Raw genomic sequence first — 16,840 nt, 5'->3', positions numbered from 1 at the left:
CGGCTTTTTTGTATACATTCAGCTGTGAGTTTATGCCCAACCTTCGTAGCGTTTACGACGCGACAGCACAATAGTTAAAATAATACCAAAAAACAGTCCTAAAAATGCAATTGCGCCACCATAAGTAAGTAGCTGGCGTTTTTCTTTAGAGCTGGCAGCTTCTTTTTGAGTCCGCTCTATCTCCAGTGTGCTCTTTAATTTAGTTATTTGCTCAGAAAGTTGTTGGTTTTGATCTGTTAATTTTTGATTCTGCTCTTGCAGCTGCGGTAATTCTATTTGAGCTAGGCGTAACTTTTCTTGCATTGTGCCCATTTCACTACTCAGTGTTTGGTATTGTTGATGTAAACCAGCAGTTTGGGTAACAAACTTGGTTTCTATCCAGCCTTCGCGATCTTTATCGTCTTTAATTTTGATAAAACCATTTTCTTCAGCTGATAATAAAGTTAACTTTGTTCCTGCATCTACAGAGCCAAGAAGGCGATAATTTGTACTCGCTCCAGAGCGCATAAAAGTATATAAATTATCGATGATATAAGCGGTTTTTGCATCAGTGGAATTTGCCGCTTGGGCTTCTTCTGCATGGCTCATAAATGTGGTGGCTGTTAAAAGTAGCCCTAATAAGCAGTGTTTTAGCATTTATCTACCTTGTTAATCTAACTGCGTCCATGATGAACGTGATTTTTATTTCACATAAGTAGCCAGATAGTATGGATTTAAGCGCTTAATAGCAAGACTGATATTGTAACCCAGTCATGATTTTAGGCATAAATAAGACTAAAAAATTTGCATTGTGGATGCGCTTTGTTTATTTTGAGCACTTATTTATTTTAAAGGTAATCCGCAGACCAAATGGATACTGAGATAGAACTGAAGTTTTTGGTATCAGATGCCGTAGTTCCACTGATCCCCTCTTTAATTACTCAATTTGCAAAAACGGTTATAAACAAGCCTTCACGCAGTTTGCAAAACTCATACTATGATACACCGAACCGTGAACTTAGAGCGCTTGATATCGGGTTTAGAACGCGTTGTGCGGATACCCAATGTGAGCAAACTATAAAACTTGCAGGTGAAGTTGTTGGTGGGCTGCATCAGCGCCCTGAATATAATTTACCACTTGAATCAAATCGACCTAATTTGATGGCATTTAACGCCAACATCTGGCCTCATGGTATGCAAGTTGATTCAATTTCACAAAATTTATACCCCATTTTCAGTACTAACTTTATTCGCCGTACTTGGTTAATAGAGACTGAAACAGGGGCCAAAATTGAAGTCGTACTTGATAAAGGCGAAATTGCAGCGGCTGGTAAAATAGAGATTATTAGCGAACTTGAGATTGAGCTGGTTGAAGGCAGTCGCAACGAACTCTTTGCTTTAGCTGATAAGTTGGTGAGTCAAAACTGTATTCGTTTAGGTTTATATTCTAAAGCGGCACGTGGCTATCGTCTGGCTGATGAAAAACCATTAAAACCAAGTAAATCCATTGGCTTTGTGCAATTGTCTAGTTCACCAAGTCAAGAAAGTGCATTAGTTGCAGCAATGAATTTTGGTATACGGTTTGTACAAAAACATGAGCAATGTTATTTCGATAAACCAAGTTTAAAAACACTGAAAAGAGTAACAGATGGTATTAGTTTAATTCGGCATACTTTTTGGTTGTATGACGATATTGTATCTAAAGAAAGCACAGACCATCTTCGCACTGAACTTAAATGGCTATTAAGTGAGTTAGCATGGGTTGAAAATGCAATTCAGCTTAAAACCTATACCTCTAAACGCCATGCTTTTTATAGAAAAATAAATGCAGCGCCGGCACTTGCACAAGTTATTAATGACTTAAAAGAGCTTCAACCCAGTATTGATGATATCAATGCGCTGTTTCATAGTGCGCGCTATAATCGATTACTATTATCGTTAACAACTTGGTTAATTGATAAGCACTGGCGTAAAGATTGGGGGCAGGTTGAACTTCAAGCTGCAGAAAAGCCAGTTTCATCGATTGCTAATCGTCTGTTTAATAAAGATTGGAAAAACTTGCATCATATGCTCCCAAAAGAGCAAACTCTCAGTATTACTGATTATTTAAGCTTGCGTACACAGCTTGAAAATAGCCTACTAAGTGGCAATTGCTTAGGTGCTCTATTTGATAAAGAGGAGCGATTGGAATTTAGGTTGCCTTGGTTGGATATTTCCCATGGAATGTATGAGTTAAGTACGTTGGAGTATTTAAAGCAGTTATGTGCTGGGCAAGAAGATGAGCAACTCGCTAAAATTCAGTTGTGGCTTGAGCAAAAATCTGAGTATTTGGTAAATGCGATGGAGCAAAGCCGGCTCGCGTCATTTGATATAGAACCGTATTGGCAAAAATGATAACAAGGCACTTTTGTAAGCCAAACTTTATTCAAAAGTGCACTTGCTTCTTTTTTTAATGCAAGCCTTTAATGCGTATGCTAATCCGATTTGGCATTTGTACAAAAATGAGAAAGGGGTAAGCGTATATTATCAAATTCATGATGATGATACGTTTGAAGTTAAAGGCGAGCTAGTTGTAAATGGTGTCACCACTGAGGATTTTTTAGCGTTACTTAGTGATACGCAAGTGGCGCAAAAGTGGATAGAGAACGCTTCGAAAGTTAGTGTTATTAAAATACTGAGCCCCTCAGAAAACCTCGTTTACAGCTATTTTGACTCCCCTTGGCCTGTTGCAAATAGAGACGCAGTCACGTATTCGTGTTATTCACAATTAACACCAAATCAAAGCCAGCTAGTTATTAAAGCGCGCCCAAAAGAGCTGCCACTTTATAAAAATGTGGTCAGAATTAAAACTTTAAATGCAAAGTGGTTATTAACTCAGCAAGGCAACAATTTAAGCATTGCTTATCAAGTTTATGCTTTATCCGCAGGCATGATCCCTACTTGGCTTAATAATAAAGTAGGTCTGAAAAGTACCTACAAAACCCTGCTCAACCTACATGACATTCTTATTCATCAGAGGTATCAAGTAAAAGCGCCTCTGATTAAAGCTGGTAAATGCTGAACAGATAAGAATTTTATGGTGACTTACTCAGTCTTTAACTAAGCTAATAGTAATAACACACTCATATTAGGAGAGCTGATGAAGTATGTCGTTGCTATGTTATGTTTATTGCAAAGTTCATGGTTGTTTTCTCAAGAATATACTTTTGGTGTTGTACCTCAGTATGAATCGCAAAAATTGAATGCTATTTGGCAGCCTTTACTCAAACAAGTGAGTGAGCAAACAGGTGTAAAAATTGAGTTAATTACGGTTAAGTCTATACCTGTTTTTGAACAGGCTTTTGCTAATGGAGAATATGATTTTGCTTATATGAACCCTTGGCACAGTGTTGTAGCACATGAAAAACAAGGTTATTTACCCTTAATAAAAGATGCAGGGCGATCACTCCAAGGTGTTTTAGTTGTTAATAAAAAAAGTGGTATAGATAATTTAAGCCAGTTAGAGGGAGCTGAAATTGCGTTTCCTGCACCAAATGCACTAGGTGCTTCATTGTTAATGCGCGCCGATTTAGCTTTACTGTATGGACTAAAAATTAAGCCCGTTTATGTACAAACACACTCTTCGGTGTACTTAAACGTAGCACTGAACTCGACTAAAGCGGGAGGTGGAGTTTTAGGTACATTAAAACAGCAACCTAAAAATTTACAACAAAAGCTCAAAGTTATTTATAAAACTCGTGAAATTAGCCGCCATCCAATTGTTGCTCACCCGAGAGTTGCAAGTGAAATACAGCTTAAGGTACAGCGTGCTTTTTTAAATATAGGCGAAAGTGATGAGCATAAACACTTATTTGCAGGGATCCCAATTATAGAGCCCAGTATTGCGACCTTAGCGGAGTATCAACAATTAACTGAATGGGGGCTAAGCGCATTTTATGTTGAGAATTAATTGGTGGCGTAGTCTGCGAGTACAAAGCTTTGTTGCTGTAATAACATTTGGTTTTTTATTGGTTTGTCTTTTTATTTTTTACGCACTACCAGAGCAAGCTCGTTGGGTTAACGAAGGACTTTCTAAAACCGCACAACGGTCACTGCAACAACTGTCTACTTCAGTAACAACTCCTTTGCTTACTCGCCAATATGCCGAACTTTACGAGCAGATTGATAGCCAGCTAGAAATTCAACCGAATTGGAAAAGAATCCAAGTTATAGATGAGGTAACAAAAAACCAATTGTATCCATTGGACACTTGGCAGGGCACAATTGAGCGTAGTGATGTTGTACTAAGTCAGCAGGTTTTATTTTTAGATAAACCTCTAGCAAAAATTATTTTAGTCGCTAATTTCACTAACGAAATAAATGAATCCTCAAAGCTGCATTACACACTAATATACAGTCAATTTACCATACTCGTTATTTTTTTCATGGCGCTTGCTTGGTTAGTTGATTATCGAATCACAACGCCTTTGCGCAGACTGGAATTTGCTTTTTCCAAGCTCGCAAAAGGCGATTTTAATTGTCATGTTGATAGGCAACAAAAGAATGAAATTGGCAGTGTTATCAATGCATTTAATAAAATGGCTATTGAAGTTCAAAGTAATCATCAAAAATTGAATAGGCTGCGCATTGAGGCGGAATCGGCAAGTAAAGCAAAGTCTGATTTTATGGCAAGTATGAGCCATGAATTACGCACTCCGTTAAATGCTATTTTAGGTTTCGCTCAGTTATATGAATATGACGAATTTGCTAATAATATACAAAAAGGTAACGCCAAAAGTATTTACCGAGCTGGTGAACACTTACTCTTATTGATTAATGATGTGCTTGATTTAACGGCTATCGAGTCTGGAAATATGCAATTTAATTTTGATTATGTGCCTATCAAACCACTTATCGAAGATTCTGTGGAGCTTGTAAGTGAATTAGCAAAAGCACAGTCAATGACTCTGTACACTGAAGGGTTCGATTTACTTAAAGGACTAAATTTTTATATTGATAAACGTCGCTTTAAACAAGTAATGTTAAATTTACTCTCTAATGCGATTAAATATAATAAACGAAATGGTGAGATTTACATAAGTTGTAAAATTTTAAATAATCAGCAGTGTGAAATTAGCGTTGCTGACACAGGGTGTGGCTTTGCAAATGATGATATTTCTCGATTGTTTAAACCTTTCGATCGATTAGGTGCAGAAACGAGCAAGGTCCATGGCACAGGTATTGGACTGGTCATTACCAAGGAGTTGGTTGAGCGCATGCAAGGAAAAATATCAGTACAAAGTGAATTAAATAAAGGATCGTGCTTCAGTTTGACGTTTAATACTTTTGAACAGGCTGGTTTTTCTTCTAATTCAGATGCTTGCGTAATCAAAGATAAAAACTTTTCAGCAAATTCTTTGCCTATTTTAGATGTATTAGTTGCTGAGGATCAGATTACCAATCAACAAGTATTAAAGCAGCAATTAACAATACTCGGTGTGCGCTCAACTTTTGTAAGTAATGGAGAGCAGGCTTGGCAAACATTACAAAACAAGCACTTTGATGTTTTACTTACGGATATCCAAATGCCTCTTTTAGATGGTTTTGAGCTAACGACAAGAATACGAAAAGATAGTCGTTTCGAACCTTTGATCATTATTGCCATTACAGCCAATATTGTTAAAAAGAATTTAGACGATTGCCATAAAGTAGGTATGAATGGTTTTTTAACTAAGCCTGTTGAGTTAGTGAAACTTAAATCACTTTTAATTAAGCACACGAAAACAGTGGTTAATTCTGAGGTTAAAACCAATCAAAAGCCTGAAACAGCGACCCATTCGTTTGATCAACTCGACTTATCTGTGTTGCGTGCAATGCTCGGAGATGATCCCGCAGTACATTGCATGGTATTTAATGCATTTTTGCAAACAGCAGGGGAGCAAGTTAAGTTGATACGTGAGTATGCAAGCTGCGATGACTTTACTGGCATAGCATTTCAGGCCCATGGCTTAAAATCATCATCAAAATCAGTGGCGACGATACGACTTGCAGATATATGTCAGGAAGTTGAAACTTTGGCAGAAAATAAAAGTGTCCAAAGCAACTTAATTGAAGAGTTAGAGTTATGTTTTAACGCTGTGATAGATCAGTTAAGTCGTTATTGTCAGCAATATGAAAATAAATAGGTGGCTCAATAAGAGCCACCTCTAGTAAATTTAGAGATTAGTATTTTGCAGCTTGGCCTTCTTTAGGCAAGGCATTTTTAATAAAGTTACGCAGGTCATTATTAGAGCTTTCTAGATCAGCATGGCGAAGGTACATCATGTGCCCGCTTCTATAGCCCTTAAAACTCAAACGTTCCCTCATTTTTCCGCTAGGATCTAACTGCCATAACGTGTATTTAGCATCAAAGTAATTGGTTGCGCCATCAAAGTACCCTGATTGGATCATGACGTTTAAATAAGGGTTTTGCGCCATTGCCAAACGAAGGTTTTCGCCAGTATTGTTACCCGTTCTATCCCAAGGGTGAACATTACCGAATAAGTTATATTTTATATCTGTTTTATAGTTTAACTCTTCACGTAAGTAGTAATTAATTGCAGGGGTAAAAGAGTGTAACCATGACGTAAGTTCAGCCCAGTAATCAGGAGACTCACCTGCGCCTCGTTTATCCATCCCCAAATAGCGAGAGTCTAGACGCCCTAAAGTTTGACCACGTTCACGTAGTAATTCTTTCCAGAAAAACTGGGTTGGAATATCTAAGTTATTTTGCTCAACAAATTTTTCTGACAAGCCAGCATAGTGCGCCATTTTTGTAATTATACGACGTTTTTCATCTGCATTAATAAAGCCACCTTTAGCAAGAGCTGGGATTAACTCATTTACAGTAAATAGCTCAACTTCTGGTAATAGCTTGTCTAAGTCTTTAGCTTGTAAATCGGCTTTAAGTGCTTTGTGATACCAAGCAGTTGCAGCGAAGTAAGGTAGGCGGTTGGCAGCTTTTATTGGGCCATCGCGCTTAATACCAATATCGGTAGGTGATACGAGTACAACACCGTTAATATACATCCACTGACTGTTTTGAAGCTCATGAGCTAAACCCGATACACGTGTTGTGCCATAGCTTTCGCCAATTAAAAATTTAGGCGAGCGCCAGCGCTCTGCTCTATTTACAAAAGTATTTAACCATTCAGCAAGGTATTTAATATCGGCATTTACACCAAAAAATAGCTCTTTTTGCTTTGCTTTAGAAAGGAGTTCGCCTTTCTCATTTTCAAGTACGCGAGAATAACCGGTATTTACCGGGTTTACATAAACAATATCGGCAATATCAAGCACTGAGTAAGGATTATCTTTTACGCCATAAGGCTGAATAGGGTAACCTTCGTCATCAATTTTTAATACTCTAGGTCCAGTATAGGCAAGGTGCATCCATACTGATGCAGAGCCGGGCCCACCATTAAAAGAAATGAGTAGTGGGCGAGTTGTTCTGTCGTCTACTTTGTCACGGGTATAGTAGGTATATTGAAGCGTTGCAATCGCATCGCCTTTATCATCCCACACAGGTTGCGTACCTGTGGCAACTGTATAGCCAAAACGTTGGCCGTTAATTTTGGCTTTGTGTTGAGTAATTACTTTACTGTCGACATCTATACGGCGTTGGTTATCTGCAAGTGAGGCAGTACTGAGGACTAAGGTGATAATAGCGATTGGTAAACTGATAATCCGACAAAGCGTCATGAGGTATCCTTATTATTGTTGATAGGCTATTAAAAGCAATTACTAGCTAAATAACAAAAGTATTGAGACTAGTGACCGATATTTTTGGTTGAATAAGTAATAATGTGCTTTTAGGTTAATTTATAATTTATTTATTTAGCTACTTATAAAAATCCGGTATATTTACGTGCCAGCTTATTATTGACTCTTTTGTATGATTTTATACCGTGAGAATGAAGTGGTGATATTTTGTACTTGCGGCTATACCGCAAAATTAATCAGAAGTTAAGAGAAGGGTCTATGCAAAGAGTATTAGTGGTCGAAGACAGTAAAGTAGTACAGCAGGTTCTACGCCACTTAACTGCACATTATTTAGACGTTACTGTCGATTTCGCTTGGTCTTTAGCTGAATGTGAAGCGAATGTTGAAAAACATAAATACTCACTTGCTCTTGTAGACTTAACGTTGCCTGATGCACCGAACGGGGAAGTTGCAAAATATACCTTATCTAAAAAAATCCCAACCGTTGTACTGACTTCAAAAATTGATGAATATAAACGCCAGCAAATGCTTGAGTTAGGGGTTGTCGATTACGTAATAAAAGATAATCGCGATTCATACCACTACGCGGTGAAGTTGGTAGCACAGCTTCTGCGAAACCAAGGGTGTAAAGCATTAATCGCAGATGATTCTGTATTGAGTCGTTCCTTGATGAAGCAAATGCTCGAAAAGCAATTATTTGATGTAACAGCGGCACACGATGGTCAACAAGCGCTTGATATATTAAAGGCAGACCCTGACATTAAGTTACTGATGACTGACTATGCAATGCCTACAATGGACGGTTTTGAACTAGTTAAAGCGGTGCGAAATTTTAGAGGCCGTGATGATTTAGCGATTATAGGATTATCGGGGGCTGGAAAACATGGTTTATCAGCCCGCTTTATCAAATATGGCGCGAACGATTTTTTAACAAAACCGTTTATGAATGAAGAGTTTCATTGTCGGGTGTTACAAACAATGGAACAGCTTTCGTTAATTGCAGATATCAAAGAGAGTGCTTTTAGGGATCATTTAACGGGTCTTTATAATCGACGTTATTTTTATCAATATGCAGAAAAATTATTAAAAACTAAAAATCAAAATAACACCTTAGCTTTACTTGATATCGATCTTTTCAAAAACATAAACGATACATTAGGACACGAAGGTGGTGATCAAGCGTTAAAGCAAGTAGGAGCACTGATTCGTTCTGCATTTGCTAACTTTACTGTTGCGAGAGTTGGGGGAGGAATTTGCCATTATTTTACCTGATATAGGGCTAGCTAGAGGGCGCGAATATCTCGAAGCATTTAGAAAGAAAATGGCAATGTATGATTTTTCTATCAGCGATCGGTCATTCACTATTACTACTAGTATTGGTTTAGCCGAATTTCAAAACACCAGCTTAAGCGATGCAATGCGCGTTGCAGACACTGCTTTATACGAAGCTAAAAATAGAGGACGCAACTGTATTGTATAAATGCATTATTGCTTTTAATTGGTGCAGAATCATCTAATGCACCAATGTAGCTGGCTTGTTAAAAAAATGCACCTAAATGGTGCGTTTTTTTGTATTTTTTGGGTTTTGTAGTTAAGTTATTGTTTAATAATACTATAAAATAGTGGCACAAAGGTTGGATTGTATTAGCTAACAGGATAACAATAAAGAGTCCGAGGGGGCCGCTATGAAAATGATTAGTGCAATCATAAAACCATTTAAATTAGACGACGTGCGTGAAGCACTCGCTGATTTAGGAATTGAGGGGATGACAGTAGTTGATGTTAAAGGTTTTGGACGTCAACGAGGTCATACAGAATTGTATCGTGGAGCTGAATACCAAGTAGATTTTATTCCTAAGATCAAACTTGAAATTGCAACTCGTACTGAAAATTGTCAACGCGTTGTTGAAGCAATTACTAAAATTGCATCAACAGGTAAAATCGGTGATGGTAAGATTTTTGTGTACGACCTAGATCAAATTGTCCGTATCCGTACTGGCGAACTTGACGAAGAAGCGATTTAAGGGGGAATCATGGAAAATACAATAATAGAACTAAAATTTTCACTCGATACCTTCTATTTTTTAATATCAGGTATATTAGTAATGTGGATGGCAGCAGGTTTTGCCATGTTAGAAGCGGGTTTAGTTCGCTCTAAAAATACAGCTGAAATTTTAACTAAAAATGTCGCGCTATATTCAATTGCATGTACGATGTTTTTATTAGTTGGCTACAACATTATGTATGTAGACAATGCCGAAGGTGGTTTTATTCCTTCAATAGGCGCTTTAATTGGCACACAAGCTGCTGATGCTGACCATTCTTTAGAATCTGACTTTTTCTTCCAAGTAGTATTTGTTGCAACGGCTATGTCGATTGTATCGGGTGCAGTTGCTGAGCGTATGAAGCTATGGGCTTTCCTTGGCTTTGCTGTAGTACTTACTGGCTTTATCTACCCTGTTGAAGGTTACTGGACATGGGGTGGTGGTTTCTTATCTGAAATGGGCTTTGTAGATTTTGCAGGTTCTGCAATTGTACATGGCGCAGGTGCAGCTGCTGCACTAGCTGGTGTATTAATCCTAGGTGCTCGTAAAGGCAAATATGGTAAAAACGGTGAAATATACCCAATTCCAGGTTCAAACTTACCACTTGCTACACTCGGTACATTTATTTTATGGATGGGTTGGTTTGGCTTTAACGGTGGTTCTCAATTACTACTTTCGGATAAAGAAAACGCAACTGCGGTAGGTCAAATATTACTTAATACTAATGCAGCTGCTGCAATGGGTGCTATTGCTGCACTGTTTGTATGTAAGATACTTTGGGGCAAATCAGATTTAACCATGGTATTAAACGGTGCATTAGCAGGTTTAGTTGTAATTACTGCTGACCCACTTTCACCTTCTCCATTAATGGCATGTTTACTAGGTTTACTTGGTGGCTCATTAGTTGTGTTTAGCATTATAGCACTTGATAAAGTTAAGATTGACGATCCAGTTGGTGCTATCTCTGTACACGGTGTGTGTGGTGCATTAGGTATTATGTTAGTACCGCTAACTAATGGTGATGCAAGCTTTGTTAATCAGTTAATTGGTCTAGTGTGTATTCTTGCCTTTGTATTTGTAGCATCATTTATTGTTTGGACTGTGCTTAACAAAACGATGGGTATACGTGTAACAGAAGAAGAAGAGTTAAATGGTATGGATCAACACGATTGTGGTATTGAAGCCTACCCAGAATTTGTTTCTGTTCGAAATAGCTAATAGTTTATTTAAATAATAGTGTGTTTACACAAAGCCCTACTTCGGTAGGGCTTTTTTTGTTTCAGGGGGGTTAACTTTTCGGATGTTAGGATATGCCCAATATGCTAAGCTCACACTCGTGAATAACCCTTGGAATAAATTACACTTAAATGGCCGACAATAACAAAACACCTACCAGCAAACCTGCAGCTAAACGTGCAAGAAAATCATCAAGCACGACAAAAAAAGCACCTCAAAGGGGCGTAAAAAAACAGTTAAATCCACTGTTAAACGCTCTTTTATGCGAAAAACATGGTCAGTGTTTTGGAAATTAAGCTTGGCTGTTTTCATTGCTATGGCAATGTATTTAATTTATTTAGATTCAAAAACAACACGTATATTTGAAGGTAATAAATGGCAGTTACCAGCGCAGGTTTATGCTCGTTCAATGGCGTTTTATCCGGGGCAGTTTTTATCAAGTCAGGAAGTAGTGTTTGAGCTAGAGCGTTTAAATTACTCATCAGTTAATAGGCTGAGTCGAACAGGGCAGTTTGTTAAGACTGCAAATAGCATCAAAATTTATCGTCGTGATTTTGAATTTTATGATGGCCTTGAAGAGTCCCATATTATTGAACTTCGTTTTTCAGGGCAAAAAGTGGCTACTATTAAAGATAAGTTTGGTAGGCGTTTAAATAGTGCTCGCTTAGAACCGGTGCAAATAGCCCGCATTGGTAACGATTCTAAACAAGATAGAGAATTTGTGCCATTGGATAAGTTTCCGGCAATGTTAAAAGATACTTTACTCGTTGTTGAAGATCGTAATTTTTATGAACACCATGGTGTATCTGTTTTTTCTATTTTACGTGCACTTTATACTAATATTAGAGCTGGGCGTACAGTGCAAGGAGGTAGCACACTTACCCAGCAGTTAGCTAAAAATATTTACCTAACGCGTGAGCGTTCTTTAATGCGAAAAATAAATGAGGCATTCATTGCACTTATTTTAGATTATCGTTATTCAAAAGATCAGATTCTTGAAGCTTATTTAAATGAAGTCTATTTAGGGCAGTCATACAACCAAGGTGTTCATGGGATGGGGCTTGCCTCTGACTTTTACTTTTCAAAGCCTGTAGACGAGCTTGGGTACGATCAAATTGCTCTGCTGGTGGCAATGGTTAAAGGCCCTTCTTATTACAATCCTCGTCGTTACAAAGAGCGCACAATGGAGCGCCGTGATTTAGTACTTCGCCTTATGGTTGAAAGTAAACTGCTTAGTACAAAAGAATATCGCGCATCACTTAAACGTCCAATTGATATTGCACCAATGAAAGCTAGTTTGCAAAAATCCTATCCGGGCTATTTAGAGTTAGTAAACAGGGAGCTAAATAAATTGTTGCCAGATCAACAAACACTAGATGCAGGTGTTAGGGTGTTTACCTATTTTGATCTACAAAAACAAACAGCAATGGAAGAATCTATTGAAAAGAGCTTACCGTATTTAGAAAAACGCTCAAAAACTGAAAAATTAGAAGCCGCCATGATTTCAGTTAATGTCGAAAAAGGCGGTGTATCGGCACTTGTTGCTGGGCGCGATGTACGTTACTCAGGGTTTAATCGTGTTTTAGATACAAAACGTAATATAGGCTCGCTGGTAAAACCTGCCGTGTATTTAACGGCGCTTCAGTTACCACATTATAATTTATCAACACTGCTTGATGATTCACCGTTGCAAGTAACAAATGAGCAAGGGAAAGTGTGGCAGCCTGAGAACTTTGATCATCAATACCGTGGTGCAATGCCTCTTTACAAAGCATTTAGTAACAGTATTAATATTCCTGCAGTAAATTTAGGGCTTGATGTAGGTGTTGATCAAGTGGCAAAAACATTAAAAGGGTTAGGTGCTACCGGGTCTATAGACGAATACCCGTCTCTGCTTTTAGGAGCTGTTGAAATGTCGAGTCTTGAAGTCGCTCAGCTTTATACAACAATTGCTGCTGATGGCGAATATAAAAAGCTCACTGCAATTTCGGCATTAACTGACTCGGTTGGTAAAGTACTTTATAAGCATAAAGTAAATGCAGAGCCTCGTTTTGATAAATCAGCAATGTATATGACTAAGTACGCAATGAAGCGCGTAACGAAAGACGGCACAGCTAAACGCTTAAATTTACACTTCCCGTCAATTCAACTAGCAGGTAAAACTGGAACCAGTAATGATTTACGTGATAGCTGGTTTGCAGGCTTTGATCAAAATACAGTGACTGTTGCGTGGCTTGGTCGAGACGACAACAAAAGTACGGGGTTAACAGGCAGTGTGGGAGCGCTTGAAGCCTATATACGTTACCTAAAGCCACTTAACCCACAAGCAATAGCTGATACTCGTCCGCCATCAATACGCTGGGCATTTGTAAATGAGCAAACGGGTAAGCAAGCGCCACCAGGATGTGGCAAGGTGATTCAGCTACCGCTTAGAGCGAGTGAGTTTGAGCCAAGACCACAATGCATTCGTTAATCTAAGACTACCTTAAACAACAAAGCCGCTTATTTAGCGGCTTTGTTGTGAATTAAAGTCAATTAATTATGATTTAAAAAGCTCATAGACTTAGTTAGGTCATTAGATAAACGGCTTAACTGCTGGGCATCCTGAAGTGTTGATTGTGCCGAGATCAAGGTTTGATCCGCTAAGTTACTGACCGCTTGCGAGTCATTTAATGCTTGTGTTGTAGCATTTGATTGCTGTTTAACTCGTTCTGCAATAACTTCGCCCTGATGTTTAATATCACCCATGCTTTGTTCTGCACTTTGCAATACTTCGTTGGTTTGGTTGGCTGCTTTTACTGATTGTTCCATCTTCTCAACACTTGAACGCATTTTCTGTTGTGTGTCGTCAGAAGCTTGTTGCAATGAGCTAATAATTTGATGAATTTCTTGGGTTTGTGTTTGTGTGCGCTGCGCTAAGGTTCTTACTTCATCAGCTACAACAGCAAATCCTCGACCATGTTCACCAGCTCTAGCTGCTTCAATAGCGGCATTAAGGGCTAATAAATTAGTTTGATCGGCGATTTCACTAATCCCTTTACTTACTTTACTTATTTCTTGGCTATCTTGCGCTAATCTGTCGAGTGCTTGCTGGCTTTCTGCAAATTCAATTTGCAAGTCTTGCATATATTTAGCCAGCTCCATTGTATTGTCTGAGCCTTGTTTTACATGTGAAGCGGCATCTTGAGCTGTCAGTGTCGCTTGGTGAGCTGACTCTTCAACAGTATGTGCAGTTTGTGCCATATCACTTAAAGCATTATGGATAGCATTTACACGTGTTTGTTGTTTAGTAACATCGTCACTTGTTTGGCTACTTGCATGCGATAGTGATTTTGTGGCATCACACAGTTCTACCGTACTTGCCTTTACATCTGACAATAAATGCGAGAATGCATTTAACAAAGCATTATATCTCGAAGCAATAATACTCATTTCATCACTACCAGTTGAGTGAAGAATTGCTTTTAAATCCCCATTAGCAGCTTTATTTGCGGCTTCAGCGAAGCGGTTTATAGTATCAACCACAGCAAAGTAGAAGCCGACCATTAAATAAAAGGCAAAAATTAAGCTACAAACTGAAGCAGCTAATACAATGTTACGTGTCCATTGTTGCGTTTTCAGTTTATTTTCAACTAAAGATTCTAGAGTTGGAATACTCTTATTTATCAATGTACTGATACTGTTATTAACATCATTTGTTAGCTGTTCAAATTTACTTTTACTTAGTTCTATATCATCTGGCTCAAGTAACTTTTTGTCTATCGCATTTTTGAATGCATACACAGTTTCTTGTAGTTGCTGTAGAGCAGGGGTAAGTATTTTACTAACTGATTTGTCTGCTGCAGTTGCTACGGTTAAAGTTTTTTCTAATTGCTTTTCATACAGAGGCAATGACTTACTAAGATTGGAGAGAGCAATAAATGTATCGGGTGTAAATCTGTTACTGGTTAGTACTGTATTTGCGCTTTCGGTCGTTAAATTTATTTGCATTATAAGTGCAGGGATCGGGGTGACTAATGCGCGATTTACATAAGCACTGGCAAGTTGGCTATCAAGTGCTAAATTAGACTCAATTGAAACAAGTTCTAGCACATCATCAGCTTGACCATCTTTTATTGTGAAGCCTAGTTCGCGAGCAACTTTTATATTTTTACTGCTTGTTCCAAGCATTTGATTATTAAGTATGGCTTGATAACCTTTTAAGCCTTGCTGCTGCATTTTAGATACGTTAATGCTATCACTTAATAGCGACACTAGAAAAAACAAACTAATAGCAAGAGGAACTAACAATATACCAAATGTAAGGCTAATTTTTGTTTTGTACTTTAAATTAGCCATTAGCCTGGTGGCAGGTGCTGTGAATTGTCGTAATCCTGACATAAGACTCTCTTGTATTATTGAATAGGGAATTAATGCTAACTAGACCTTGTTAAGGTTAATTATCATTCATTTAAATTACTTTACAAATAAAAAAAGCCCTTTTGGGCTTTTTTTAATCATTTATATTAATTATACGTATTAAAAACAGGCGTTTAATTAATACAAAAGTAATTTTTAAGTTACAGTTTGGCAAATGAGCGTTCGGCAGCTGCGATGGTCTCTTTTACTTCCTGAACAGAGTGTGCAGCACATACAAAACCGGCCTCAAACGCAGATGGTGCTAAGTAAACACCTTCTTCAAGCATAAGGTGGAAAAAACGTTTAAAACGCTCTAAGTCACATTCAGTTGCTTGTTTGTAGGTTGTTACTTTTTCCGCATCGGTAAAAAAGAATCCATACATCCCGCCTGCGTAATTAGTCGTTAACGCAATACCTGCTTTTTTAGCGCCTGCTTCAAATCCTTCACAAATTGCTTTTGAAATTGCTTCTAGCTTATCGTGCAGGCCTGGCTCACTTAATAGCTCCAGTGATTTTAAACCAGCAGCCATTGCGATAGGGTTACCAGAAAGAGTGCCCGCTTGATATACAGGGCCAACAGGTGCAATGTAATCCATTATTTCGGTTTTACCACCAAACGCGCCAACAGGCATGCCGCCGCCAATAACTTTACCTAGACATGTAAGATCTGGTTTAATGTTGTAATAAGCTTGTGCGCCGCCAAGTGCCACTCGAAAACCCGTCATTACTTCATCAAAAATAAGTACTGATTTATATTCGTCACACACATCGCGTAAACCTTCTAAAAAGCCTGGCACAGGTGGTATGCAGTTCATGTTACCGGCTACTGGCTCTACAATAATACAAGCAATTTCGTCTGCGTATTTTGCAAAAATAGCCTTTACTTCATCTAAGTTATTAAACGATACCGTAAGCGTATGCTTTGCAAAGTCTTCTGGAATACCTGGAGAGTTCGGTACGCCCATTGTTAGTGCACCAGAGCCTGCTTTAACTAATAACGAATCTGCATGGCCGTGGTAACACCCTTCAAACTTTAATATTTTATCGCGACCCGTAAAACCACGTGCCAAACGAATTGCACTCATAGTTGCTTCAGTACCTGAGCTGACCATACGCACTTTTTCGATTGATGGGACTAGCTCTTTTACTTTTTCAGCCATTAAAATTTCGGCTTCAGTTGGCGCGCCATAACTGAGGCCGTTTTCTACTGCTTCGTGAACGGCTTGTTTAATCGCAGGGTGGTTATGCCCCATAATCATTGGCCCCCAAGAGCCAACGTAATCAATGTAACGATTACCATCAGCGTCAAATGTAAACGCACCTTCTGCTTTTGTAATAAATAGCGGCGTACCGCCTACACCATTAAAAGCACGAACTGGCGAATTTACGCCACCTGGAATAGAGGCTTGAGCGCGTTCAAATAAGTCTTGGCTAATTGTCAT

Annotated in this window: 9 protein-coding genes and 3 pseudogenes; 8 read left to right on the top strand and 4 right to left on the bottom strand. The window is 38.4% G+C overall.

The features are described 5' to 3' along the window. Nucleotides 1–30 precede the first annotated feature (30 nt). Entirely contained in the window at nucleotides 31–636 is a 606-nt protein-coding gene (locus P4S65_RS17515) for a TIGR04211 family SH3 domain-containing protein (protein WP_008134564.1), read from the bottom strand. A gap of 213 nt (nucleotides 637–849) precedes the next feature. Here P4S65_RS17515 and P4S65_RS17510 point away from each other — a divergent pair, with 213 nt between their 5' ends. From P4S65_RS17510 to P4S65_RS17495, 4 genes and pseudogenes are all read left to right on the top strand, one after another. Then, a complete protein-coding gene (locus P4S65_RS17510; protein ID WP_008134563.1) occupies nucleotides 850–2,373 on the top strand; it encodes a CYTH and CHAD domain-containing protein in 1,524 nt (507 codons plus the stop codon). Beyond that, a pseudogene (locus P4S65_RS17505) lies at nucleotides 2,370–3,040 on the top strand (START domain-containing protein). The gene P4S65_RS17510 and the pseudogene P4S65_RS17505 overlap by 4 nt, the downstream one beginning before the upstream one ends. A gap of 78 nt (nucleotides 3,041–3,118) precedes the next feature. Further along, a complete protein-coding gene (locus P4S65_RS17500; RefSeq protein WP_007376105.1) occupies nucleotides 3,119–3,928 on the top strand; it encodes a phosphate/phosphite/phosphonate ABC transporter substrate-binding protein in 810 nt (269 codons plus the stop codon). Next, a complete protein-coding gene (locus tag P4S65_RS17495; protein ID WP_337120678.1) occupies nucleotides 3,915–6,143 on the top strand; it encodes an ATP-binding protein in 2,229 nt (742 codons plus the stop codon). The genes P4S65_RS17500 and P4S65_RS17495 overlap by 14 nt, the downstream gene beginning before the upstream one ends. 37 nt (nucleotides 6,144–6,180) lie before the next feature. Here the strand turns inward: P4S65_RS17495 and P4S65_RS17490 are convergent, their stop codons facing one another. Next, the gene (locus P4S65_RS17490; protein ID WP_337120677.1) at nucleotides 6,181–7,698 is read right to left on the bottom strand and encodes a S10 family peptidase; all 1,518 of its coding nucleotides are present in this window, start codon (nucleotides 7,696–7,698) and stop codon (nucleotides 6,181–6,183) included. A 279-nt stretch (nucleotides 7,699–7,977) separates the two neighbouring features. Between P4S65_RS17490 and P4S65_RS17485 the strand changes: the two are divergent. The 4 genes and pseudogenes from P4S65_RS17485 (at nucleotide 7,978) to mrcB (ending at nucleotide 13,473) form a co-directional block, all read left to right on the top strand. Then, a pseudogene (locus tag P4S65_RS17485) lies at nucleotides 7,978–9,199 on the top strand (diguanylate cyclase domain-containing protein). Between the two features lie 205 nt (nucleotides 9,200–9,404). Beyond that, on the top strand, nucleotides 9,405–9,743 hold the full coding sequence (locus tag P4S65_RS17480) for a P-II family nitrogen regulator (RefSeq protein WP_004587162.1): 339 nt from the start codon (nucleotides 9,405–9,407) through the stop codon (nucleotides 9,741–9,743). A 9-nt stretch (nucleotides 9,744–9,752) separates the two neighbouring features. Further along, nucleotides 9,753–10,982 (top strand): ammonium transporter, encoded by a 1,230-nt coding sequence (locus tag P4S65_RS17475; protein WP_033015526.1) that lies wholly within the window; start codon nucleotides 9,753–9,755, stop codon nucleotides 10,980–10,982. Between the two features lie 149 nt (nucleotides 10,983–11,131). Then, a pseudogene (gene mrcB, locus P4S65_RS17470) lies at nucleotides 11,132–13,473 on the top strand (penicillin-binding protein 1B). 62 nt (nucleotides 13,474–13,535) lie between these two features. Here the strand turns inward: mrcB and P4S65_RS17465 are convergent. Beyond that, nucleotides 13,536–15,380 (bottom strand): methyl-accepting chemotaxis protein, encoded by a 1,845-nt coding sequence (locus P4S65_RS17465; RefSeq protein WP_337120675.1) that lies wholly within the window; start codon nucleotides 15,378–15,380, stop codon nucleotides 13,536–13,538. A 179-nt stretch (nucleotides 15,381–15,559) separates the two neighbouring features. Further along, a complete protein-coding gene (hemL, locus tag P4S65_RS17460) occupies nucleotides 15,560–16,840 on the bottom strand; it encodes a glutamate-1-semialdehyde 2,1-aminomutase (RefSeq protein WP_008133947.1) in 1,281 nt (426 codons plus the stop codon).

This window comes from Pseudoalteromonas sp. B131b, from assembly GCF_037162545.1.
GTDB lineage: Bacteria > Pseudomonadota > Gammaproteobacteria > Enterobacterales > Alteromonadaceae > Pseudoalteromonas > Pseudoalteromonas fuliginea.
Note: the sequence above shows the minus strand (reverse complement) of the source record. Positions and strands in the feature narration are given on the sequence as shown.